Raw genomic sequence first — 23,883 nt, forward strand, 5'->3', positions numbered from 1 at the left:
GTCGCTTTACATGGACTGTGCTATTGTGGTAACGATTAATCTTTTTTTGTTGAATGGTTTGCCTTAAACCTGTGCTCAAAGAGAGTTGCCCATGAAAAAGAAAGATATCAAATTTTTCGAAGATCTTCTGCGCAACCGACTCCAGGAGCTGCTCAGCCAGGCCGACGACACCGTTTCGGACATGACCGAGCAAAAGGAAAATTTCCCCGACCCCACCGACCGCGCCACACTGGAATCGGACCGCAATTTCATGCTGCGCATCCGGGACCGGGAGCATAAGCTGATCAAGAAAATCAAAAAGGCGCTGGAGCGGATCGAAAACGGCACCTTCGGCATTTGCGAATCGTGCGGCGAGGAAATTACCATCGAACGGCTCAAGGCACGGCCGGTCACCACTCAGTGCATCGAATGCAAGACCAAAGAGGAGGCCTTTGAAAAAGCCCTTGGACTCTAAACTTCAAGGGGGCATCGATCTCCATTTGCACTCAACGGCCTCGGACGGCAGCTGCACGCCGGGGCAACTTATGCGCATGGCCTCCGACATGGGTCTGGAGGCCATCGCCATAACGGACCACGACACCCTCCAGGGGATCCACGATCTGCTCAACGGCCCCATTGCGCGCCGACCACGCCTGCTGACCGGCGTTGAAATCAGCACCCGGGCACCCGACGGTTTCAAGGTGGGCGGCAGTCTGCACATTCTCGGCTACGGTGTGAACGTGGGCGACGGCCCCTTGCAAGCCGCCCTTCTGGAACTGCAGGCGGCGCGGGACCAGCGCATCCCGCGAATCGTGAAGCAGCTCAACGCCGCCGGCATCCCTGTATCCATGGACCAGGTAATGGCCCACGCCGGCACCGGCAGCCCAGGCCGCCCCCATGTGGCCCAGGCCCTGATCCGCATGGGCTTGGTCGCCAATGTGGACGAGGCCTTCGACCGGCTGCTCTCCCGGGGCCGCCCCGGCTACGTGGACAAATACCGCGTGCCCTGCGATCGGGCCATCCAGTGCATCCGCCAGGCCGGCGGGGTGGCGGTGCTGGCCCACCCCTACCTCGTGCCGGGGGGCGACCGGGACGACACCCTGACGCCCTTGCTGCGCGCCCTGTGCGACCTGGGACTGACGGGCATCGAAGTGCACTATCCCGAACACCCGCCCGAAGCCGTGGCGCTCTACCTGGAAATGGCCCGCCGCTTCGACCTGCTGGTCACCGGCGGTACCGATTTCCACGGCGAGCTGACCCCCGACATCCAAATGGGGCGCGGCCGGGGAGGGATGCACATTCCGATGGCCCTTTTCGAAACGCTGATCGCGCATGTCGGCCCCCAGGGGCTGATCACCGGCAATCCGGAGCTTCCCGGCGGCCCACCGCCGGCCTCCGACCATTGACGCGGAAACGCCATGGCACCACCCGCCACATACGATCTGCTGCAAACCCAACTGGGCCATCGCTTCAAAGACCCGGACCTGCTCCAGGAATCGCTGCGCCACAGCTCCTTTGTCAACGAACAGTTCGAGCCCTCCCTGCGCGACAACGAGCGGCTGGAGTTTCTGGGCGATGCGGTGCTCAACCTGGTCATCGGCCACCTGTTGATGAACGCCTACCCGGAGCTGCGCGAAGGGGACCTGTCGCGCATCCGGTCCCACATGGTCAACGAATCCCAGTTGGCCGACATCGCCCGCACCATCGACCTGGGCCGTTTCCTGCAACTGGGCAAGGGGGAAATCCTCTCCCAGGGCTTCAGCAAAAGCTCCATCCTGGCCAACGCCCTGGAAGCGGTGATCGCGGCCGTCTACCTGGACGGCGGTTTTCAGGCCGCCTTCGCCATGATCCAACACCATTTCAGACACCTCGTCGCCGACGCCCTGGATCTGACCGCGGGCCAGGATTACAAAAGCCGCCTGCAAGAGGCCATCCAGGGCCGCACCCGTGAAGTGCCCCAATATCAAGTGGTGGCGGAGAGCGGCCCGGACCACGACAAAACCTTTTCCGTCCAAGTGACCGTGGGCCGATGCCAAGCCGTCGGCAGCGGCAAAAGCAAAAAACTGGCCGAACAGGACGCCGCGCGCCAGGCCCTGGCGCGATTGGCCGCCAACCCATGCAGCCGCCCCGCCGATCAGTGACCAAACCCTTCGTGGTGCCGGTCTTCATCCCCCACGCCGGCTGCCCCCATCGTTGCGTCTTTTGCAACCAGCACAACACCACCGGCCGGGAGGCCCAAACGCCCACGGCAGCGGCCGTGAAAGCCGCCATCGAGGAATTCCTGGCCTACCGGCGCGATGACCGGCGCCCAACGGAAATCGCCTTTTACGGCGGCAACCTGCTGGGCCTGCCCCGGGAACAAGTGCAGTTGCTGTTGGCCACCGCGGCACATTTCGTGCGCCGGGGGCGGGCCCACGGCATCCGCTTTTCCACCCGCCCGGACACCATCGACCCGCAGCGCCTGGGGTGGCTGGCCCCCTTTCCGGTCAGCACGGTGGAACTGGGGGTGCAATCCATGAACGACACCGTTCTGGCCGCCGCCGACCGCGGCCACACGGCCGCGGACACCGTCCGCGCCGTCACCCTGCTGCACGCTTCGCCCTACCGCCTGGGGGTGCAGATGATGGTGGGGTTGCCCGCGGACACCCCGGCCACCGCCCGCGCCACGGCCCGCCAACTCGTTTCCCTGGCGCCGGACTTCGCCCGCATCTACCCCACCCTGGTGCTCCGGGGCAGCCGCCTGGCGCGCCAACATTTCCACGGCCGCTACACTCCCCTGAAGCTGGACGAAGCCGTGACCCTGACCGCTTCCCTTTTCCAAATCTTCGCCCGTCACCACATCCCCGTCATCCGGATGGGCCTGCAAGCCACTTCCCATTTGACCAGCGGCGACCGGATCGTGGCCGGCCCCTTCCACCCCGCCTTCGGCGAGCTGGTGCAATCGGCCGTCTGGCTGGACGCCATGGACCGCCACCTGGAGCGGGAAGCATTGCAAGGCACCGAAATCCGTATCGACGCGCCCTCCCGTTACCTTTCCCAGATCAAAGGCGCCCATGACGCCAACATCCTCGCGCTCATCAACCGCCACCAGCTCACCGGCATAACCGTGCGCGGCGATGACGCCCTGGCGCCGGATCAAGTGACGATCAACGGGGTGATTTGCACGAAATTGTAGAAAAGGCGGAAAAAAGCGTAGGTACCGCTTACACGCCGGCCGGCCCTTTGTACTGCATGGCCAGCACGGTGATATCATCCGACTGCGGTGCGTCGGCGGCGTGGGCGTGGACGGCGGCGAACAGTCGCTCCACCACCGGTTGCGGTGCCCGTGACGGCATGGCGCCCATCTCGTCCAGCAGCCGCTCATCGGAAAAGAGGCGGCCGGCATCGTCCATGGCCTCGGTGACCCCGTCGGTGTACAGCAGCAGCAGATCCCCCGCTTGCAACCGCACGGTGCTGTCGGCGAAAGCGGCATCTTCCATCACCCCCAACACCATCCCCGGCGGCAGGGACAACATCTCCGGGGTGCCGCCGGCACGCAGCAGCACCGGTGGGTTGTGGCCGGCGTTGGAGTAAACCAGCTCGCCCGTGGTTAGGTCCAGGATGCCGCAGAACACGGTGACGAACATGGCCGAATCATTGCCCGGGCACAGTTCGGCGTTGACACGGGCCAGGATTTCCGCCGGCGACGCCGCCAATTCGGCGATGCCCTTCATCAGGGTTTTGCTCACCGCCATGAACAGCGCCGCGGGCACCCCCTTGTCCGACACATCGCCCACGGAGAAGAACAGACGACCATCGGCCAGCATGAAGAAGTCGTACAGATCACCGCCCACCGCCTTGGCCGGTTCCAGCGCGGCGAACAGATCGAAGGCCGCCTGATCGGCAAAAGGCGGAAAATGCTTGGGCAAAAAACTCATCTGGATGGCGCGGGCGATCTTCAGCTCGCTTTCGATGCGTTCCTTGGCCTTGGTGGTCTCCGTCAGATCGGCGATATAGGCCTTGAGCGCCAGGCGCATCTCGTCCACCGAATGGGTCAGCAACTGCACCTCGTCGCCGGTGCGCACCGCCGGCAGGGCCGCATCCAGGTTGCCCCGGGCGATCTCCGTCGTGGTGCGCATCAGCCGGTGCAGCGGACGCGTGATCGAGCGGGAGATGCCCACCACCACCAGAAACAGCACCGTGAACCCCAGCGCGCCGATGGCCAGCACAGTGTGGTTGAGGCCACGGATATCGGCCAGCAACTCTTCTTCCGGAATCATCACACCCACCGCCCAATCGGCGGCCGGCACCGGCGCATAGGCCAACAGCGAGCGCAGACCCGTGTGGACGCTGGTGACGGCGGCAAACCCCGAACGGCCCTGCGCCATCTCCCGGCCCACAGCCCGCAGTTCCGGGATGCCCCGCTCCTCCGCCACGCTGAAAATGCTGTGGCGCATGATCAAATCCCGGTCCGGATGGGCCAGAAAAGCGCCATTGCGACTGATGACAAAAGCATAGCCTGTTTCGTAAATGGAAATGGCGCCGATCTCCGCCACCAAGTCTTCCAGAGAGATATCCGCCGTGACCACCCCATGAAACACCCGCTCGCCCGCCGACAGATCATAAAACGGGTGGGCATAGGTGGCCATCAAAATGCCGCCGCCCCCATCATCGAAATAGGGCTCGCTCCACACCGGGCGCTCCAGCTCCCGCGGCACCTGGTACCAATCCTGCAAGAAGTAGTCGTAGGCGCCGCCCAGACGGGTGAACCCCACCCGGCCCTCCTCGGTGTGGAAAAAGTACGGGGCATAGTAGCGGTGCGCCGGATCGAAACCATGGGGCTCGAAGGCCGCCGCCCCGCCGTAAATCTCCGGCGACCCGGCCACCATGTCGTGCATCAGCGTCAGCAGCGCAATGCTGCTCAGCGACCGCGCCTGCAAATGACCGGCCACCATGCGCGGCGGCGCCTCCACGGCCCGCAGCTTGCTCTCGATGCGCAGCACGGCGGCCTGGGCCAATTGCGCCGCCGTGGCACGCACATTCTTGATCACCACCTGCCGCGAGCAGTAGTAGTTGTAGCCGAACGCCACCAGATAAATCAGGGTGGTGCTGGTCAAAATGAACAGGGCCAGGCGAAAGGCCAGGCCCCGGCGCCTAGCGGTTGGCAGGTCGCGGGTCATGGAACTCCAAATAACCGGGAAGGGTTTGCAGCATGCCGCTTTGATGCAGCGCTTCCGTCACCAAACGGAAATCGGACTCGACCAGCACGCCCATGGGGCGGTCGTGCCCGGGGGGGCGAATGATATCGGCCATGCGCGCCAGCATCCAGCGCTGATGCCCCCGATTGGTGGGCAAATTGGCCGCCTCCACCTGCGCCATGACGATCTCCAGCGCCTCCTCGGGATGCGCCAGGGCGTAGCGCCACCCATCGAGGGACGCCTGCACGAAAGCCCGCACACCCGCCGGATCCCGGCGCAACGTCTCCTCCCGGCAGTAAATGCCGTCCTCGGGAAAGTTCAACCCGTAATCGGCCAGAAAAAAGGTGACCAACTCCTCGGCATCGATACCCGCATTGCGGATGGTGAAGTACTCATTGTACCACATGGCCGAAGCCGCATCCACACCACCCATCAAAAACAGGTTCACCGTGTACCCCTGGGGCACCACGCGCACCGCCAACCCGTGACGGCGGAAAAAAGCCCGTGGCTGCACCTGAAACGAATCCCACACGCTCACCCGCCGGCCGGCCAGATCGTCGGGCGTACGAATACCGCTCTCCGTGCGCGCCACCAACATCAACGCCGACCGCTGCACCAACTGCCCCACATTGACCAACGGAATCCCCTGGTCGCGCAAAACCAGCCCCTCGGTCAAAAACAAAGTACCGAAATCCACCATCCCCGCCGCCAACTGAGCCCCCGACGGCCGCTCCGGTCCCCCGCGCAAAACGGTCACCGCCAACCCGCGCTGCGCGTAAAACCCCTTGGCCGCCGCAACATAATACCCGGCAAACTGCGCCTGGGGAGACCACTGCGGCAAAAAATCAAAGGCCTTCAACGCCTCGGCCCGCCCCACCGAAACACCCTGCCCCAAAATGCACAGCATGCCCCCAAGCAACGCAACCAGCACCATCGCCCGCAACCTGCTCACAATCGCACAACCTCCCAAGAAACCAATGAAAGCGACAAATGATGGCCGCTTCGCACACCCACCACCATCTCCGGCACCCTTTCAACACCTATCATCGGCCATTTCACGCTAAACTTTATCTCCTTCTATGAACCGCTCGCCCCTCAAATTTACATCCAACGGCCATTGGAAACATTCAATTGGAATCGCTGCCACGGCAGCTGCGCTCTTGCCATTCCGAAAAAAAACCGCTATCGGTCGCTTTTCGACAACCGCCACCCGGACGGATCAAATCTTATGAACAGCGCCCCCCCGCCTCGCCCCATCCTGCTGCTGCTGGCCCTGCTGACGGCCTTTCCGGCACTCTCCACCGACATGTATCTGCCGGCGCTGCCTTACCTAGGCGCCTTGTGGGATGTACCACTGGTGGTGGTCAATTTTACCCTGATCGGCTTTTTTCTCAGCTACTGCGTCATGATGCTGGTGTACGGCCCGTTGTCCGACCGTTTCGGACGGCGTCGGCCGTTGCTGGTTGGCGTCGGCATCTTCATCGCTGCCAGCGGGATGTGCGCCCTGGCACCCGACATCCACGTGCTGATTGCAGCACGGGTGTTACAGGCCGCCGGGGCGGCGGCCGCTTCGGCCCTGGCTCTGGCCATCAGCAAGGACTTGTTCGAATCGGCGCAGCGGGCCCGCATAATGTCCTACATTGCGGTCATTGTGGCATTGGCGCCCATGCTGGCGCCCATCATCGGCGGCTGGGTCATCCACTATGTCGGCTGGCGCTGGGTGTTCATATGCCAGGGTGGCATGGGCATGATCGCCTGGGTGGGTGTCTTTCGCATGACCGAATCCTTGCAGCGATTCCAAGCCGTGTCGGCCCGGGAGGCGGTACGGGTGTACTTCCGGCTGTTCCGCAACCGGCGGTACACCGGTCTGCTGCTGGCCATGTCCTTGCTGGTGTTTCCCTTTTTCGCCTTCATCGCCGGTTCGCCGGACATCTACATGACCCGTTTCGGCATGGACGAGCGGCAATTCGGCCTTTTTTTCGGGTTCAACGCCTTTGCCTTCATGTGCGGGCCGATGGCCTTCTCCCGGCTCTCCCGAAGGGTGTCCACCGCCTCGCTGCTGACCGTCGCCTTTGCGGGGATCGCCATATCCAGTCTGTTGATGTTGATCTGGCCATACGATTCGCCTTGGCGCCTGGCCCTGCCCATGTGGGGCATCACCTTTTTCCTCGGCATGAGCCGCCCCCCGAGCAACAACCTGATCCTGGACCAGGTGGACCGGGATGTGGGCGCCGCCTCCGCCCTGATCATCTTTACTTTCATGACCTGCGGCGCCATCAGCATGGGCCTCATCTCTTTGCAATGGACGGACAAAATCAGGGTGCTCAGTTCAATGGGCGCCATCGGCGGTACCGCCGCCTTTTTGTTCTGGCACAAATACGGCAAGCGGTATTTTGTCGCTTGAACAACGAAGGCGTCCTGTTGCCATGCGGGGCGTGTGGAAGAAAAAGCGGGGTGGGTCGACATCCAGGCACCCGGGGCGTCGTGCGGGAGTGGGGTGCCGTCCCCGGGCGAGCGCCTGAATGTTTAGGGCTCGCGAAAAAAGAACTTCCCCTTTTATGCATCCCTGCTTCAGGTCGTCTTGGCCCGATCAGCGGATTCAAAATCCTCGGAATAGCTCGCTATGCCTCCGGTTTTGAATCCGCTGATCAAACCAATCCGACCCAAATCCAGGCGCCTAAAATGCGAATTTATTTTTTCGCGAACCCTTAGGTTGCGGGCAGAGTGGCTTCAGTTGGCCCGGCCGGCCGCCTTCTGGGCGGCGATCCGCCGCTTGAAGTTCTCGAACACCAGCTGGACGGCCACGGGGCTGGAGAAACTGGACCGCGGCGAAAACTCCCTGAGCGCGATGATCTCCTCATCCGTGGGTACCGGAAAAACACCCAATTGGTCGGCCACCTTCAGATCCCAGGGAATATCGGCCTTGACGCGCTCCACGGTGCTGCCGGGAAACAGGGTGTCCAGATACATCTCCTTGGTCTCTTTGTCGAACTTGAAGATCCCCTTGGGGGTCAGCAATACAGCCGGTCCCGAGCCGGGAGTGTAACGGCCGGACGCTTCTCGCTCGTCGCCGCCACCCAAAAAGCCGGGGGAGGTGAGATAGGGCAGTTTTTCTACAAATTCGCCGCCTTTCATGGTTAAAATGCTCTGTTTGGCGTAGGCGTAGAATTCGGGGGCGCCACCGGCGGCGGTGATGCGCTGGGCGTCGGGGGGCGTTCCCAGATAGGAGGTGTTGATGTTGCCGAAGCGGTCGATCTGGCCCACGCCCAAGAAAGCCTTGTCCAGATAGCCGGCATGGGTGATGGTGGTGAATACGCTGAACAGGTCGATGGCGTATCCATAGCCCCGGGTGGCGCTGGCATCGGCCACGTGCATGGGCAAAATGCGGGGCTCGAAATCGCAAATGCCCGACTCCATCATCAGCACCGCTTCCGGTGCATGGGTCTTCTTGGCCACGGCGCCGGCAATGATGGGCAGGCCGATGCCCAGAATGGTGACATCCCCGTTTTGAATCTGGCGCGCGGCCGCAATGATCAGCAGTTCCTGGCGGGTGACCTTTTTAGTTAACATCGATCACGTCTCCTTTCTCTTCAATCAATTTCTCCAACCCTTCCATGTCCACGCCCAGATCGTTGGAGATGCCGTCGACATCCCATCCGGACTGGAACGGAATGCCGTAGTTGGCCGGGGCCGAGTAGTAGGAGCGGGCGTTGTAGCGGTTGAGCATCTCCTGGCCGAACACCTCGATGTAGTGCTTGATGTAGGCATTGCGGTCCGGCAGGTTGTAGATCCATTCGTCAAAAAAGGCGGTCAGCCCGCCGTCGGCCTTGAAGGCTTGGTTCATCAGGCTGAACATGGCGGTATCCAGACCGCGGTAGCCCACCAACTCGAAGGGGTGGCAACCGAAAGGCTCTTCGATCACGGCGCTGACCCGGAAACCCGGCACAATGGTGTGGTGGGGGCTGGAACGAATCACATCGGGCTCCACGATCTCTTCGCAGGTCACGAGAATCGTGCGGCTGGCCAGGCAGGCGTGCACCGTGGAACCCAAGCCGCCCCAGTGCTGGGCGTTACCGAACTGATCGGCCCGTTGCACGTGGAGCATGCACACATCGGGATTGGCCGCCGGCACCACGGGGATGGTCTTGCCGGTGAAGGGACAGGTGGTGGTGCCGAACTTCTTGTCGCCCATGAAGCTGCTGTATTTGAAGACATCCGAATCCATGATGGCCGGCAGCACCGGCATATAGGAATAACCGTAAGCACCCGCGGCCAGGCGCGCATTGTAGGTGAAGTTGGAATAGTCCTCGATCAGCAATTGGCCTTTGCGCTGGTATTGTTCGATGATCCCGCCGCGCCCCTTGCCGCCCCATTTGTATAGGAAGGCGGAGACCATTTTTTCCACGCAGCCGCCGTACACCAGGAACTCGGCATCGAACGATCCCGACTGGCTGTAGTAGGTCATGCCTTTCTTGCGCTGGCGGATGATCTCGTAAATCAGGCTGATGGGCATGCTTTCGTTGTAGTTGCCGGTGATGAGACTGTCGCCGTCCTTGACGAAACGGCTGACCGCCTCCCGGGTGGTCATGATTTTGGAACCCCCTTTGTCGCTCATATCAACTGACTCCTTCCGTACCCGATACCCTCTGAATCGGAAATAGAATAAGGTGCGACGGCCCTGACCCGATAAGGTCTCAACCCGAACCGTTCGACCATGATACACAATGACCCTATTGTTTCAAAAGGAACATTCTATAATCTTTCTCAAGAAAATATACAATACCTGCATCTGCATTTCGGCATCGCGCCGGGGGGGGGATTCGCTGGTATTTGAATCCGATGGTCAACCCCATCCGACTCGAATCCGGTCGCCTGAAAGGGGAATTTATATTATCGCTATCCTTAAGGCGACTTGTAGGCGTTGCCGCAAAGTCGGCCAGGATGTGCTATGCTCCTTGCGGCGGCAAAAAGCGGTACTGCCGCGTTTGGAATGTGAACCCGATCCGTTCGGTTGCCCGGCCCATGCCCGCGCCGATGCACTGTTGAGAAAAATGCAACCCCACCTTCCCGAATTACCGGTCACCACCGTCCTGCCCGAACTGGCGGCGGCTCTGGCGCGCCATGGCAGCGCCGTGTTGGTGGCCCCGCCGGGGGCCGGCAAGACCACCACCGTGCCCGTGGCCCTGCTGGATGCCCCCTGGTTGGCCGGGCAACGAATAGTGCTGCTGGCGCCCCGCCGCCTGGCAGCGCGAGCGGCGGCGGCGCGCATGGCCGCCCTTCTCAACCAAACGGTGGGCGAGACGGTGGGCTATCGCATCCGCATGGACAGCCGCACCGGCCCCGGCACCCGCATCGTGGTGATGACCGAAGGGGTGTTGACCCGCATGGTCCAGACCGATCCGGCCCTGGAGGGGGTGGGGCTGGTGATCTTCGATGAATTTCACGAGCGCAGCCTGGAGGCCGACCTGGGACTGGCGCTCTGCCGGGAGATCCAGGGGGTGCTCAACGAGGAGTTGCGCCTGCTGGTCATGTCGGCCACCCTGGACCCGGCCCCGGTGACGGCGCTGTTGCATGATGCCCCCCTGGTGGCTTGCGCGGGCCGCCTTTTCCCGGTGGCGACGCGATATGTGCCGCCGCCCCGCTCCCAACCGCTGGAGCGGGCGGTGGCCGACAGGGTGTTGCGAACGGTTGCCGCCGGGGAAGGAAGCGTGCTGGTGTTTCTGCCCGGCGCGCCGGAGATTCGGCGCGTGGCGCGCCTGCTGGCCGCAGGCGGTCTGCCTGCCGACTGGTCGGTGGCCCCTTTGTACGGCAACCTGAGCCGCACGGCGCAGGATACGGCCATCGCGCCGCCGCCGGCGGGCCGGCACAAGATCGTTCTGGCCACGGCCATCGCCGAAACCAGTTTGACCATCGAGGGTATCGCGGTGGTGGTGGACGGCGGGCTGCAGCGGGTACCGCGCTTCGATGCACGCAGCGGTATGACCCGACTGGTCACCGTGCCGGTGTCGCAGGCGGCGGCGGACCAGCGCCGGGGGCGAGCGGGCCGACTGGGGCCGGGAATCTGTTACCGCATGTGGTCCCAAGCGGCGCACGCCGGACTGCCGGCCCGCAACCGACCGGAAATCCTGAATACGGACCTGGCCGCCTTGGCCCTGGAGTTGGCTTGGTGGGGTGAGGCGGATGCCGGTGCCTTGGCCTGGCTCGACCCGCCGCCGCAAGGCCCGTTGCAACAGGCCCGCACCTTGCTGACCGAGTTGGGCGCGCTGGATGAGAACGGTCGCATCACCGCCCACGGTCGCCGCCTGGCACAGTTGCCCCTTCATCCGCGCCTGGCCCACATGGTGGTCGCCGCCGGGCAGGCGGGGATGGGAGGGACGGCCTGCGATATGGCGGCGATTTTGAGCGAGCGGGATCCATTGCGCGCCGGCGGCGCTCACAAGGATACGGACCTGCGCCGGCGCCTCGAACTGCTGCACGCTTTCCGGAGCCGCGCGACACTACCCCGAACCGATGAGCGAACCGATTGGACGGCGGTGCGCCGCATCGTCAAGGTGGCGGCATTGTTGCGGCAGCGGTTGCATTTAAGCGCAAACGACAGGGGCGTTATGGAACCGGGCCGCCTGCTTGCCTGGGCCTACCCGGACCGCATCGCCGGCCGCAGACCCGGCAGCGTGGACCGCTATGTCATGACCAGCGGCCTGGGCGCTTTTTTCGACACGCCCGACCCCCTGGGGGGCCACGACTACCTGGTGATCGCCCACCTGGACGGCGAACGGCGCGAAGCCCGCATTTACCTGGCCGCGGCCTATGACCGCGACACCTTGATGCACCAATGGACCCATCGCCTGAAATGGCAAGAGACGGTGACCTGGGATGACCAGCGGCAATGCGTATCGGCCGAACGGCGCCTCACCCTGGGCGCCTTGGTCCTGCGCCGCGAGCCTCAGACCGATCCCGATCCGCAGGCCGTGGCCGACACCCTGACCGCCGCCATTCGCGCCCGGGGCATCGAAGTGCTGCCCTGGACACCCGCACGGCGCACCTTTCAGACCCGAACGCTGCTGCTGCGCCGAATGGCGACGGAAACGGAGAGCGACGCACCCCCATGGCCCGACCTGTCCGATGCGGGCCTGATGGCGGCCCTGGACACCTGGCTGGCACCTTGGCTGACCGGTATTGCGGGCTTCAAAGCCTTGGCATGCCTGGACCTGACCGGCGCATTGCGCAGCCGCCTCTCCCGCCAACAACTGCAGCAGCTCGACACCTGGGCACCCACCCACATCACAGTGCCCAGCGGCCGCCGCCATCCCATCGACTACAACAACGACCCGCCCGCGCTGGCGGTGCGTCTGCAGGAAATGTTCGGCACCGACCGCACCCCGGCCATCGCCGGGGGCCGCCTGCCGCTGCAACTGCACCTGCTCTCGCCCGCCGGGCGCCCGGCCCAGATCACCCAGGACCTGGCCGGTTTCTGGCGCAACAGTTACGGGCAAGTGAAAAAGGCGCTCAAGGGACGCTATCCCAAGCACTTCTGGCCCGACGATCCCCTAGCGAGTGCGCCCACCGCGCAGGCCAAGCCGCGCGGCGGCAAACGATAGGGGCTCGCGAGCCCTAAGGTTTGACCGCCTCGATGGCGGCCGAAACGATGTAATCTTCGATCTTGCGGCCGGGGACCCACTGGCGGATCACCTCGCGGCTCTCGTCCTTGGGTTGAATGCGGATCCGCGAAAAGCCCGCCGCCGTCAGGATCTCCGTCAACCGCGGGATGGTCTCCGCGCCCGCCACGCAGGCCGTTAAAAGCGCCATTTCCTGATGCAGCACTTCCGGCAGGGCAGCGGTGGCCACCACGTCCGAGATAGCCAGCCGACCGCCCGGTTTGAGCACCCGGAAGGCTTCCCGGTACACTTGCGGTTTGTCCGGCGACAAATTGATCACGCAGTTGGAGAGAATCACATCCACGCTGTTGTCCGCCACCGGTAAATGCTCGATTTCGCCCAATCGGAAAGTGACGTTCAGGGCACCGATCCGCGCGGCGCTGGCCCGGGCCTTGCTCAACATCTCGGGGGTCATGTCCACGCCGATCACCCGCCCCTCGGGGCCCACCTCCCGCGCGGCCAGAAAGCAGTCGAAGCCGCCGCCGCTGCCCAGATCGAGCACCGTTTCGCCCGGCTTGAGGGCGGCGATGGCCTTGGGATTGCCGCAACTCAACCCCATGTTGGCGCCTTCGGGCAGGGCGGCCAGATCGGCGGCCGAATAGCCCAGGGCCAGGGCGATCTGATCGGGGGACACTTCTTTGAGCGGGTCGCCGCAACAAGAGGGACCGCAGTCACAGCCGTCGGCGGCGGCGATTTGGCCATAGCGGCTGCGCACCGCCTGGCGGATGATTTCAAACTGTTCTTTTTCCATGGGATTCACCTCGTTCAAATGCATGCAAGCGGTCAAGGGCGCAAAGCACCGGCGTTCATCGGTTGAAAAACCGCACCAGGGCTTGGACCGCTGCGGGGTCCACCCAGCACACGATCTGTTTGCCCCGGCGCCGCATTTTGATCAAACCCGCTTGGCGCAGCGCCTTCATGTGATGGGAAACGGTGGATGGCACAATTTCCAGAACGCGGGTCAGATCGCCGACAAAGGCGCAGCATTCGCCATCCTGTTGCCAAAGGGTGCCGGGCGGGCAGCAGTCGATCAGCTCCAGGAATATTCTGAGGCGATTGGGGTTGGACAGCGCCTTGAACATCTCGGCCAGCTGGTCGATGGTATCGGTATCATAGTTCGACATGTGTCGAACTATCTAATTGTTATCGGACCACTTGTCAAGGGCTGCAATGATACCGGCAACCGACCGCAGGGGCGCCACCCGGAAATAAGGGTGTGAGCGCTGATCAATGGGTCGGTTGTGCGCCGTCCTGGTGCAGCTGGCGGTACTGGATGGCCAAAACCAGCTGGTTGCGCAGCATGCTCAGGTGGCGATGTTCGGCTTCGTTGATGGGCGCGCCGATCTCTGGACGATCGGCATAGAGCGCGCCGATGGCCACGTTCTGCACCATGATGGGCAGGAAGATGAAGGCCGGCGCATCGATGTGGCGACGATACCAGAGGGGAATGAGATGGCGTATCTTGTCGTCCCCGGCATCGGCCATGACAAGGTCCTTGCCCACCCGAAGGGAAAGATTGAACAGGTCCTTGGCCGCTTCGGCCACCTTGAAGCCCGCATTTTGCACCAGGTTCCGAGCCTGCCGGCCATAACCGAAGCGCACGTTCATCCATTGGGTGTCGCTGTCGCGGATGAACATCAGGGCCCGCTGAACGCCGAGGGACCGATAGAGGATTTCCAGTCCCATCGGGGCGATATCGTTGAATGCGTGATCGGCCATCATGGCCTGGGAGATTTCCTGCACGCCTTCCAGGATCATTTCGGCGGGGCTGGCGGCGGCATCGGAACCGCCGGTTTTCAGATCCATGCTGTCCGTCAGCTTGAAACTGCCGGATGCGGGCAGCGCCGCCGACGGTTTGGACACCGCGGCCGACCCTTCCGGCGCCGATGCGAAAGCGGCCGTCAGGTCGTTGAAAAAAGGACTGTCGGCGACACTGAAATCCATGGCCCGGGCGTGTTGCCGCACCTTGGCCAAGGAGTCTTCGATCAGTCGCTCGAGCTGTTTCTTGGAGATGGACACCACCGGCTGGAATTGCTCAAGCAATTTCTGGACCGCCTCCTCATTTTTCTGTTGGCCGTCCATGCCGATCAACTTGCTCAATGCCTGCACAAAACCGCTCAAGGCAGCCAGTTTGGAGGCTCCGGTGTCCCTGTGTTTCCAGTTGTGTATGGCAATGGGGCGCAAGCCGTCGCAAATCCGGGGCGGGAAATTCCATTGCCGGGCAACGGCCCGGCCGAGCTCCTGGTAGGTGATGCCGCAGCAGGCCTTGACCGCAATGGTCTCGCTGCAGTCGTGGCGGGCCATCCAGTTGAGCACTTTGCGGTATTCCCCCGGCAGGTATCGGATCATCACCAGCTTGCCGAAGCGGCTCAACATGGCGCATAGAAAAGCCTCTTCAGGGTCGATATCTTTTTCCGCGGCCGCCAGATCCCGCGCCAGGATGCCGGACCAGAAGGAGCGGATCACCTCCTCTTTGAGCTCTTGCTCGAAGGCGTTGTTTTTAAAATGTTCGAACAGCGACAGACCGATGGCGGTCATGCGCACATATTTGAAACCCAGCACCACCACCGCCCGGGTCACAGTGGTGACATTGCCCGATGCAAAGGCGTAGTTGACGGAGTTGGCCAGCTTGAGCAGTTTGCTGGTCAACCCGTAATCGTGTAGGATGATGTCGGCCAGTTCGGAAGCGTCGCAATCGGCCGAAGAAGCGGCCAACTTCCGGTTGATCTCGACGACGTATTTGGAAATACTTGGAAATTCATCGCTATGGCGAATCCGTCCCAGCATGCGCGCCAGGGGCGACTGAGGTTTGCGGGGCCGGGGCGTCAGCAATTCAGGGGGCTCGCCCAAGGGCATGGTGCATCCTTCCGGTAGTGCATATGACGACCCCGCGGATGCGGGGATCGATATTTATAAGCAAGCAAGATCCATCGTGATGGCGTATCGCGAACACAGCTCCGGCGCCTGCGGAAAGTTCCTTCCGCCAAGGCGGCGCGGCGGGCTGCGATGCCCCATCCTTGTTGTTATCGACCGATGCGATGAAAAATTGAGGACCCGTCCATCCAAAACACCTGTGCCGCAGGAGAACCGGTCGCAGGCTGAAACAAAAAAAGGAGGACCCGTGTTTTACAAAGCCAATGCATCCGGTTACCACGCAGCCATGCCGGGGATCACGCTCAAGACCCTGGCCCACGGCGCAAAGACCCTGCTGGCGGAGTTCCGCCTGGCGGCGGGCAGCTTGCTGCCCCGGCACAGCCACCCCCATGAACAGACCGGCTATTTGGTCAGCGGCCGGATCCGGCTGACCATCGGCGAAACGACCCATGAGGCCGGGCCGGGGGATGGCTGGTCCATCCCGGGCGACACCGAACACAGCGCCGAAGTGCTGGAAGACACCGTGGCGGTGGAGGTGTTCGCGCCGGTACGCGAGGATTACCTGCGATTGAATGAATAGGACCGGCGCATAACCGCAGGTGCTGCTATTCCAGAACGGAATCGATGATCTCGCGGGCGGTGTCCGCATGCATGGAAATGCCCGGCAGGTTGTACCAGCTCCCGCCGATGTTGTCGCGAATCACCGTGCGGTCCAGGGAGAGAAAGCCGCTGCGGTCGTTGGTCACAAAAAAAATGGCCGCACCGTGGGCATTGACCTCGTTGTGGGCTAGCAAGGTGCCGCACAGCGAGAGCGTCATGGTGTTGCCGTCGTTGTAGATGGCGCCGCCGCTGCCGCCCCCCGGCGTGCCGGGCTGACGAGGGTTGGCGCCTCGGCCGGTGGCCCGGTTGTGGGTGAATAGACTGTTGATGATGGTCCAGGAGACGCCGATGCTGCTGATGCCGCCGCCGTTGGCGCCGTAGTTGCCGAACCCCTCGGCGCCGCCGAAGGTGCAGTGGGTCACATAGACCGGCCGGCCCTCATATTGGCTGAAAACCCGAACCGCCGCGCCGCCCACATCCGGGCCCGCCAGGGCACAAGTGTTGTTGAAAAAGCGGCAGTTGACCATCTTGAAGCGGCCGCCGCGCACCCAGATGGCGCCCCCGCCTTCATATTCGCTCTCGTTGCGGCTGTTGCCGTCGATGAAGGTCAGGTTCTGCACCGTCAGGCGGGGGTGGTCCTGGTTCTGGCAGTGGGAGGTGGTCCACACCTGGTCCCGGTCGCAGGTGTTCATGTAGAGAATGCGGCTGGTGCCGCCGCCGCTGAGGGTCACCATGCCGCCGCCGTCGATGACGATGTCCGGTCGGGCGTTGTTGAACACCTTGGCCGGCCGGTTCAGGGTGATGGTGACCGGGTCCGGGCCGCAGTCGAAGACGATCTTGCCGCCCCGGGCCACGGCGGTGATGAAGGCCTCGGCGCTGCAGCTTGCCGGGGTGCCATTGCCCACCACCTCGTCGGGGTCCCACACCTCCTCGGCCAAAGCCGCCAGGGGAATGGCGCAGGTGCCATCGGGGTTGCCGGCAAGGGGACCGGCCAGTGGGTCGGTGGACGATCCGATCCCGTCACCGCCGGCGGCGCCGGAACTGCTGCCGCCACCGCAGCCGACCAACAACAGTATCACCAGCAAGCAGATACAAAGGCGGCCGCAGCCGACACAATAACCCAAGGGGATATATCGCTGCATAACGTGACCCCGCGGAACAGGTCCCCGCGGTGGGCCTGTTCATATGCGATTCGATTTACTGAAGATTGCAGCCGTAAACCGCGGGCACCTCCTTGGCGGGTGCGGGAGTCGCCTGCGATAATGATGGTATTTTAAAGCATGGCCGCGTCGAATACAATGAGCGGTTTGCTTTTGGCGCCATTGAGGATTAGATTTTGATATTGGAAATCCTGAGGAGGAAGGGAAAATGCCATGAGGAAGAAGATCCGAACGCTATTCGTGATGGTGCTGATGTTGGCCATGGGCGCCATGGGCGTGCCGGCGACGGCCGCCACCGATTCTGCGGAGCAGGTCAAAAAGGAAACCCGGGAACTGATCGAGGCTTTGAAGAGCTATGGTGCCGATCAACGGGATGAAGCGGCGCGCAAAACGGAAGAGGCCATGGCGCGCGCGGACCGACGACTCGAGGCGCTGCAAAAGGAGATGGATGCGAAATGGGAACAGATGGACAAGACGGCCCGCGAAAGGGCCCGGGAAACCCGTGACGCCCTGCAACGTCAGCGCAAGGAGCTGGGCCAGTGGTACGAGAAAATGAAATCGGGTTCCGCCGAGGCCTGGGAACAGCTGAAAAAGGGCTTCTCCGATGCCTATGAAGCGTTCTACGACGCCTGGAACAAAGCCGACAAAGATATGGGTGGCGCTGATTAGGGCTCGCCCATTGCCCCATCCAATCAGATGGAATATAGCTTGCGCCGCGGGGCCTTGAAGCCCCCCGTGCCCGCTGCCTTATTGACAACCCCTTGAGAATTCAAAAAATGGGAGCTTGCATGCGCCTGCTGACAGTTACCATCGCTTTGCTCTTGATCACGGCCACGGCCCCGGCACAAGCCGGCTTTTTCGACACCTTCAAACGCCTGCTCACATCGGAAAGCGCGGACACCGGCGCCCCACCCGATGAGAACACCACCATCGCCGCCCTGCGGGAGGCGTTGACCGTCGGCACCCGCAACGCGGTGCACAACGTCGCCCGGGTGGACGGCTACCTGGGCAATGAATGGATCAAAATCGTGCTGCCCGAACGCGTTCAGCGGTTGGCCGACATGGCCGCGGCCGTCGGTTTTCAAGAGCAGGTGGACCATCTGGTGGTCACCATGAACCGGGCGGCGGAAACCGCGGCGCCCGCCGCCGCCGACCTTTTCGTGACGGCCATCGGCGAGATGACTTTCGAGGATGCCCGGGGCATACTGGAGGGCGGCGAAACCTCGGCCACCGACTTTTTCCGGCGTAAAACCACCACCCGGCTTTATGCGGCTTTCAAACCGGTGGTCACCACGAGCATGGAGCAGGTGGGGGTCGCCCGGGCCTACAAAGAGGTGGTGGCCCCCTTGTCATCGGTGCCCATGCTGCAAACCGAAGGGTTGGACCTGGACCACTACGTGACCAATGAAGCCCTGGATGGTTTGTTTCTCATGGTGGCGGAGGAAGAGCGCAAGATCCGCTCCGATCCCGCCGCGCGGGTGACGGATCTGTTGCGCCGGGTCTTCGGCCAATAGCGCCGAACGGGGTATCCATGGTGTGCGACGATCACAATGATCGGTGCGTCACTGCCGATTATGCCAACAGCCGCTGTGGACCCGCGCAAAAATAAGGGCGAGCCCTCAAATGTGTTGGAAGCGGATTTCCATGGGGGTGGCGAGAAAGCCGGCGTGCCCCAGGGAAATGGCGCCGGCGGCGGGCAGGACGATTTCATCCCGGCGCATCAGGACCGTTTCCTGGTCGGCGGGCAGGATGTAAGTGCCATTGGTGCTCTGGTCCACCAGCACGAATTTATCGCGCCGCAGTTCGATGCGCGCGTGCAGCCGGGAGACGCGGGGTTCGTTGACCACCAGGTGATTGATGGCATCCCTGCCGATGGTGACCACCGGCGTTTGCGCATCCACCACGACCTCCCGGTTCTGAAAACGCAGCCGCAGCCGTAATTCGGCTTTGGCCTTGCCCTTCGCCGCTGCGCCCATGGCGCCGCTGATCATGGTCATCTCTTCCGGGTGGCCCCAGGGGATTTCATAAATCGTCAGCAGTGCCTGCTTGCCCTTGATGCGGGTCTCGTCCACCAGCCGGGTGGTGCGGTGATGCCGGGGCGCCATCTGCTGCAGGGTGGCGTGATTGGTGATGATTTGTCCCGCTTTGGCCTGCTGCACCATGCGTGCCGCCACATTGACGGCATCCCCGTAAACATCGCCGCTTTCGCAAATCACCGGGCCGTAGTGAAAACCGATGCGCAAGCGAATCCTATAGGCCACCATGGTTTCGTCATCGCTGATGGTTTCCTGCATGCCGACGGCCGCGGCCATCGCTTGATCCGGCTGGGCGAAACGGCACATCACCTCGTCACCGATGGTTTTGACCACTTGGCCGTGGTTGGCCAAGGTGACCTTTTCAACCAGTGACAGGCAGCTGGTGACCAATTCCAGGGCACGGGCGTCCCCGAGTTGTTCGTAGAGCCGGGTGCTGTTGGCAATGTCTGCGAAAAGGATGGCTTGGGTCTGATGTGTGTCGTCCGCCATTGCCGTTTCCATCCCTTGTGCGTCGTCTGAAGTTGCAAGCAAACCGTTTTTCCGTGCTGGATACCCTTCGCATGCAGCATCGACCCTGTCAAGCCGATGCCGGCCTCACGGCACCCGTTGATAAGGCCGTTTGATCGTTCTTCTGTTCGCGCAGAAGGCGGCATGGCACTCGGCCCTTGCTACGGCTACCGGCCCCACGCGGACGCCATCGATTGGACAAAGCAACCCCCGCCGCCCCCACCGCCGCCGCCGCCGGAGCCCCCTTCGGCACGAACGATGTGGCCGCTGGCGACCAGCGCATAAGGCTGGGGGCCGTAGGGGGTATTGTAGCCACTGACCCGCAGGGTGTAACGGCCGACCTCCGGTCTCTGCAAGGTGATGCTTTCGTTGTTGTTGACCCGGTCGCAGTCGGTGGACCAGTCGGGCGTGTAACGCACATTGGCGCGGATGAGCGCGGTGTTGTCCGAAGGCGCCCAGGCATCGTCGTCCGTAGTTGTGTCGCGCACCATGGTACGCCCCTCCGGATTGCCCGCCTCCAAAACAATGCGAAGCAGAGCGGCGTCCCCTCGTTCGAGGGCGATGTAAAAATCCCCGTCGCCCAAGACCACATCCAGCGGGATGGTGTGATAGCCCCATGGCATGAATTGCAGCGTACGGCGCAGTAATACCCGATCCGGGTCCGGCATCCCTGCGAGATCGGCATAGACCACCACCTCCACGGGCGCGACGGACAGGTCGTCCGGGTCGTCTGCGTTGGCATAAGCAAAGGTGACACTCTCCAGGTAGGCGGGCGTGCGTTCGGGGGTGAACCGAACGGCATAGCTACGGGTATCGTAGACGATGCCCCCTTGGCCCCCATGATCATAGGCGATGGAGCTGACCGCGGAGGACTGCAAGGCGCCGTCCGGATAATGGACCGCACCCGACGGGGCGATCAACTGCAGGTCCAGATCGTTGACCAGGGCGCCGTGGGCCGACGGCAGCCCCGGATAGTCGGTCCAGGAAAGGGTCACCCGCAGCGGCGCATCGCCATCGGTGACCTTGATCGTGTGATCCTGGCGGCCGCCGGTTTCCAGGCCCGTGTTTTCATCATAAAAGAGGATATGGAAGGGCGCTTCCGGAAATACGCCGTCGCCCAGGTTCAAGCGCCCCCAGCCGGTCACGTTGTTGGGTCCCGGCCCGTAGGGGATCTCCTGGTGGTCGCCCGCGCCGTACTGCCCCGGTGAAATATCCTCCGCGCTGTTGAGCAGGGCCGCCTTGATCAGAGCCGCCGAAGGCGGATCGAAATCCGCCTCGGTCATCAAATACTCACGCATCAGGGCGGCGGCGCCGGCCACCAGGGGCGTGGCCATGCTGGTGCCGCCCATCCAGACGTAGTGATCGTTGTAGTTGCCCCAACCGATGTCTGCTTCCGCCGCCGCGGCCCGGGTGCGGGCGGAGAGGATGTTGGTGCCGGGGGCCACGATATCGGGCTTGTAGCGCCCGTCCAGCACGGGTCCCCGGGAGCTGAAGGCCGCCAGCCCGCGGTCATTGTTGGACATATGGTCCTCCCGGATGGGGTCGGCATGGTACAAGGGCCCCCACCCGCTCCCCCAAGCGAAGTCATAACCCGCCCCCCTGGGCCGATCCCCCTCGGTGGCGCCCACCGCCAGGCAATTCTTGGCCGTGGCCGGCGCGCCGATGCTGTAACCGTCGATCACCCCGTCCCGGTCCCGGTCCACACCGTCGTTGCTGGCGGAGAAAAGAATCAAAAAAAAGGGGTTGTGCCACATGTAGGCATCCACATCGCGGGAGAATATCGAATAGGCACTGGCCAGGGAAGATCCCCAACTGTTGGTGTGCAAATGGGCGCCCGCCAGGCGGGCCTCTTCGAACACCTCGCCCAGATCCGGTGGAAGCCCCTCCAGGCTGTTGGTGCCGTTCCGGTTGAGCGCCTGTAACACCAGTCCGGCTTTGGGGGCCATGCCGGCGTTGGTGCGCACGGGAAAGTGATCCGTGGCCGGATCGCTGCCGGACCACCAACCGTTGCCCAGCACCGATCCGGCCACGTGGGTCCCGTGGCCGTTGGTGTCCGAGGCGTTGTCGCCCACCGCACCCCCCTCTTCCACCGGCACGCGGTCGATGAGCGCCACCACCCGTGAGTTGCCTAGGCCGTCCTCGAAATCCTTGTGGATCTCGCCGGCGACGGTGCTGCCCATGTCCAGCCCGGTATCGGCCACTCCCACCACCTGCCCTTCGCCGTAGAGCCCGAACCGTTGCCAAGTCGGCCGAACCCCCATGATGTCGGCCGACACATCGTTGTACAGCTCCCACTGCGGCAGGGTTTCGATCCATTTCACCCCCTCGACGGCGGCCAGGTCGGCCACCCGGTCCGCCGGCAGTGCCACGGCAAGGGTCGTGCCGTCATGGGATGGGTGGTGGGATCGAACGATGCCGCCCCACCCTTGGATACGCTCAGTCACCACCGCCGGATCGACGCCGGGAAAAAGGTTGACCCGCAGTTCCGCTGTTGGCGCCTCGGCCTGCTCGTCGGCCTCTTCCCGTAAATAGATTCGGCTGCGGGCCGACGGGCTCACACGATAGGCCGGTTGGTAGACACCCACCCAGCGCACATGGACCATGCGCTGCACCGTTGCCCGGCGATCGGGGGCCATGCGCGCGATGAAGGCGAATTCAGGCACATAGTCGAACAGCTCCACGCCGGCATCGGCCAAGGCCGCCTTCCAGTCCGGCTGGATGGGACCGTCGAACTGGACGATGAAATAGGCCGTTTCACCGCCGCAGTCGCTTTGCAGGGTGCTGCTGCGCCCCCCGTCCGGCACCGCCGCTTCCTGCAACGGATCGAAACTGCGACCGCCGATGTGCAGCAGAATCCCCGGTGCCGTGACCGGTCCCGCTGGTGCCGATTCCCGAGGCGCTTCGACACGCCCGCCCATGGCAAAGGATCCGAAAGATCGCATCGGGTTGTCCCCGGCCAGGGCCGAACCGATCCATCCAACCAACAGCAGGGCCACTACAAGGCGCGGCAGCGACGGTTTACCGATTGTTTTTAAATTCATCCTGATCTCCTACGCGAACAAAGACGGTTGGGGTGATGCAAAAGACGACCAAAGGACATCATCGGTCGCCGCCCCCGAAACCTTAGGCCATCGAAATCGGGATCGGGATCGAAATCCAAATTGAACCAAATTTAGCACTTGACAGCGATTCATTTTTCAGCCATGGTTTATCCATCAAATGATGGAAAGCATGGTTGCAACACCTTCCCGGAGACTCCGGCATGCCCACCGCCCTTGACATCGCCCGACAAGCACCCGACTCCATGAAGGCCCGCATTCTGGCCGCCGCCCGCCGATTGTTCGGCGAGTATGGATTTCACGGGGTGACCACCCGCATGATCGCCAAGGACGTGGGCATCGACATCTCCACCCTCCACTACCACTGGGGCGACAAGCAGGAACTGTACGAGGCGGTGTTGACCGACCTGAGCGACGAGATCCGGGGCAAGCTGATCGAAATCGAGGCCCTGGTGCACGGCAAGCCGCTGGACCAACGACTGGCGGCGGCCATCGATGTGATGTGCGATCACCTGTTCGCCAATCCCGAGGCGGCCAATCTGGTGCTGCTGAGCCAATTTTCCAAGAACCGCATCGCCTCCACCCTGGATGCCCGCATGGGCCGCCACCTGGGCAACATCGCCGTGGCCATGGGGCTGGCCGTGGACAAGGCCAATGTGTCGGCGCGGGCCAACGCCCGGGTGCTGGCGGTGTGGAATGCGGTGATCAATTTCGCGGCCGGCGAGGGGTCGTTCCGCCCCCTGCTCAAACTGGACCGCGACGCCTATGTGGCGGTGGTCAAGGAGACCCTGAAGTTCATCCTGATCCCGGCCTTCACCCGGGACGACCCGTAAGGA

General features: G+C 63.0%; 20 protein-coding genes. 10 read left to right on the plus strand and 10 right to left on the minus strand.

Features of this window, described 5'->3' with window-relative positions; all coding sequences use genetic code 11:
* The first annotated feature begins 91 nt into the window (after positions 1 to 91).
* The 4 genes from dksA to MRX98_RS02680 are packed head-to-tail and all read left to right on the plus strand — an operon-like array spanning position 92 to position 3,154.
* Positions 92 to 454: an RNA polymerase-binding protein DksA gene (gene dksA, locus MRX98_RS02665; protein ID WP_246902796.1), complete on the plus strand. Its 363-nt coding sequence runs from the start codon at positions 92 to 94 to the stop codon at positions 452 to 454.
* 25 nt (positions 455 to 479) lie between these two features.
* Positions 480 to 1,385 carry a PHP domain-containing protein gene (locus MRX98_RS02670; RefSeq protein WP_281432177.1) on the plus strand — a complete coding sequence of 302 codons (906 nt, stop codon included), beginning with the start codon at positions 480 to 482 and terminating at the stop codon, positions 1,383 to 1,385.
* Positions 1,386 to 1,397: 12 nt separating this feature from the next.
* Positions 1,398 to 2,120 (plus strand): ribonuclease III, encoded by a 723-nt coding sequence (rnc, locus tag MRX98_RS02675; protein ID WP_246902800.1) that lies wholly within the window; start codon positions 1,398 to 1,400, stop codon positions 2,118 to 2,120.
* Positions 2,117 to 3,154, plus strand: a complete 1,038-nt coding sequence (locus MRX98_RS02680; protein WP_246902802.1) for an elongator complex protein 3 — start codon at positions 2,117 to 2,119, stop codon at positions 3,152 to 3,154. Before rnc ends, MRX98_RS02680 begins: the two co-directional genes overlap by 4 nt.
* A gap of 28 nt (positions 3,155 to 3,182) precedes the next feature.
* Here MRX98_RS02680 and MRX98_RS02685 read toward each other — a convergent pair whose 3' ends face one another.
* Both MRX98_RS02685 and MRX98_RS02690 read right to left on the minus strand, forming a co-directional pair.
* Positions 3,183 to 5,138, minus strand: coding sequence for a SpoIIE family protein phosphatase (locus MRX98_RS02685; protein ID WP_246902804.1), 1,956 nt, complete (start codon positions 5,136 to 5,138; stop codon positions 3,183 to 3,185).
* Complete coding sequence (locus tag MRX98_RS02690; RefSeq protein WP_246902805.1) at positions 5,113 to 6,090, minus strand: ABC transporter substrate-binding protein; 978 nt, start codon at positions 6,088 to 6,090, stop codon at positions 5,113 to 5,115. Before MRX98_RS02690 ends, MRX98_RS02685 begins: the two co-directional genes overlap by 26 nt.
* Positions 6,091 to 6,384: 294 nt before the next feature.
* Here MRX98_RS02690 and MRX98_RS02695 point away from each other — a divergent pair, with 294 nt between their 5' ends.
* The gene (locus MRX98_RS02695; RefSeq protein ID WP_246902807.1) at positions 6,385 to 7,560 is read left to right on the plus strand and encodes a multidrug effflux MFS transporter; all 1,176 of its coding nucleotides are present in this window, start codon (positions 6,385 to 6,387) and stop codon (positions 7,558 to 7,560) included.
* 326 nt (positions 7,561 to 7,886) lie between these two features.
* On the opposite strand, the gene MRX98_RS02700 is transcribed toward MRX98_RS02695, so the two are convergent.
* Positions 7,887 to 8,726, minus strand: a complete 840-nt coding sequence (locus MRX98_RS02700; protein ID WP_246902809.1) for a CoA-transferase subunit beta — start codon at positions 8,724 to 8,726, stop codon at positions 7,887 to 7,889.
* Positions 8,716 to 9,771 (minus strand): CoA transferase subunit A, encoded by a 1,056-nt coding sequence (locus MRX98_RS02705; RefSeq protein ID WP_246902810.1) that lies wholly within the window; start codon positions 9,769 to 9,771, stop codon positions 8,716 to 8,718. Before MRX98_RS02705 ends, MRX98_RS02700 begins: the two co-directional genes overlap by 11 nt.
* A 370-nt stretch (positions 9,772 to 10,141) precedes the next feature.
* Here MRX98_RS02705 and hrpB point away from each other — a divergent pair, with 370 nt between their 5' ends.
* Complete coding sequence (gene hrpB, locus MRX98_RS02710; protein WP_246902812.1) at positions 10,142 to 12,754, plus strand: ATP-dependent helicase HrpB; 2,613 nt, start codon at positions 10,142 to 10,144, stop codon at positions 12,752 to 12,754.
* Positions 12,755 to 12,767: 13 nt separating this feature from the next.
* Here the strand turns inward: hrpB and MRX98_RS02715 are convergent, their stop codons facing one another.
* The 3 genes from MRX98_RS02715 to MRX98_RS02725 all read right to left on the minus strand — a co-directional run bounded on the left by MRX98_RS02715 (position 12,768) and on the right by MRX98_RS02725 (position 15,667).
* Positions 12,768 to 13,562, minus strand: a complete 795-nt coding sequence (locus MRX98_RS02715) for an arsenite methyltransferase (protein ID WP_246902814.1) — start codon at positions 13,560 to 13,562, stop codon at positions 12,768 to 12,770.
* A 55-nt stretch (positions 13,563 to 13,617) separates the two neighbouring features.
* Positions 13,618 to 13,935 carry an ArsR/SmtB family transcription factor gene (locus MRX98_RS02720; protein ID WP_246902816.1) on the minus strand — a complete coding sequence of 106 codons (318 nt, stop codon included), beginning with the start codon at positions 13,933 to 13,935 and terminating at the stop codon, positions 13,618 to 13,620.
* 103 nt (positions 13,936 to 14,038) lie between these two features.
* On the minus strand, positions 14,039 to 15,667 hold the full coding sequence (locus MRX98_RS02725) for an HDOD domain-containing protein (RefSeq protein WP_246902818.1): 1,629 nt from the start codon (positions 15,665 to 15,667) through the stop codon (positions 14,039 to 14,041).
* A 265-nt stretch (positions 15,668 to 15,932) separates the two neighbouring features.
* Here MRX98_RS02725 and MRX98_RS02730 point away from each other — a divergent pair, with 265 nt between their 5' ends.
* On the plus strand, positions 15,933 to 16,265 hold the full coding sequence (locus MRX98_RS02730; RefSeq protein WP_246902820.1) for a cupin domain-containing protein: 333 nt from the start codon (positions 15,933 to 15,935) through the stop codon (positions 16,263 to 16,265).
* A gap of 25 nt (positions 16,266 to 16,290) precedes the next feature.
* Here MRX98_RS02730 and MRX98_RS02735 read toward each other — a convergent pair whose 3' ends face one another.
* Entirely contained in the window at positions 16,291 to 17,427 is a 1,137-nt protein-coding gene (locus MRX98_RS02735; RefSeq protein ID WP_246902821.1) for a hypothetical protein, read from the minus strand.
* 231 nt (positions 17,428 to 17,658) lie between these two features.
* On the opposite strand from MRX98_RS02735, the gene MRX98_RS02740 reads away from it, so the two are divergent.
* Both MRX98_RS02740 and MRX98_RS02745 read left to right on the plus strand, forming a co-directional pair.
* The gene (locus tag MRX98_RS02740) at positions 17,659 to 18,114 is read left to right on the plus strand and encodes a hypothetical protein (RefSeq protein ID WP_246902823.1); all 456 of its coding nucleotides are present in this window, start codon (positions 17,659 to 17,661) and stop codon (positions 18,112 to 18,114) included.
* A 119-nt stretch (positions 18,115 to 18,233) separates the two neighbouring features.
* A complete protein-coding gene (locus MRX98_RS02745) occupies positions 18,234 to 18,959 on the plus strand; it encodes a DUF4197 domain-containing protein (protein WP_246902825.1) in 726 nt (241 codons plus the stop codon).
* Between the two features lie 105 nt (positions 18,960 to 19,064).
* Here the strand turns inward: MRX98_RS02745 and MRX98_RS02750 are convergent, their stop codons facing one another.
* Both MRX98_RS02750 and MRX98_RS02755 read right to left on the minus strand, forming a co-directional pair.
* Positions 19,065 to 19,970: an adenylate/guanylate cyclase domain-containing protein gene (locus MRX98_RS02750; protein ID WP_246902826.1), complete on the minus strand. Its 906-nt coding sequence runs from the start codon at positions 19,968 to 19,970 to the stop codon at positions 19,065 to 19,067.
* Between the two features lie 185 nt (positions 19,971 to 20,155).
* The gene (locus MRX98_RS02755) at positions 20,156 to 23,029 is read right to left on the minus strand and encodes a S8 family serine peptidase (RefSeq protein ID WP_246902827.1); all 2,874 of its coding nucleotides are present in this window, start codon (positions 23,027 to 23,029) and stop codon (positions 20,156 to 20,158) included.
* A 221-nt stretch (positions 23,030 to 23,250) separates the two neighbouring features.
* Here MRX98_RS02755 and MRX98_RS02760 point away from each other — a divergent pair, with 221 nt between their 5' ends.
* Positions 23,251 to 23,880 (plus strand): TetR/AcrR family transcriptional regulator, encoded by a 630-nt coding sequence (locus MRX98_RS02760; protein WP_246902830.1) that lies wholly within the window; start codon positions 23,251 to 23,253, stop codon positions 23,878 to 23,880.
* Positions 23,881 to 23,883: the final 3 nt, after the last annotated feature.

This window comes from Desulfatitalea alkaliphila, from assembly GCF_022968795.1.
Taxonomy (GTDB): Bacteria; Desulfobacterota; Desulfobacteria; order Desulfobacterales; family Desulfosarcinaceae; genus Desulfatitalea; species Desulfatitalea alkaliphila.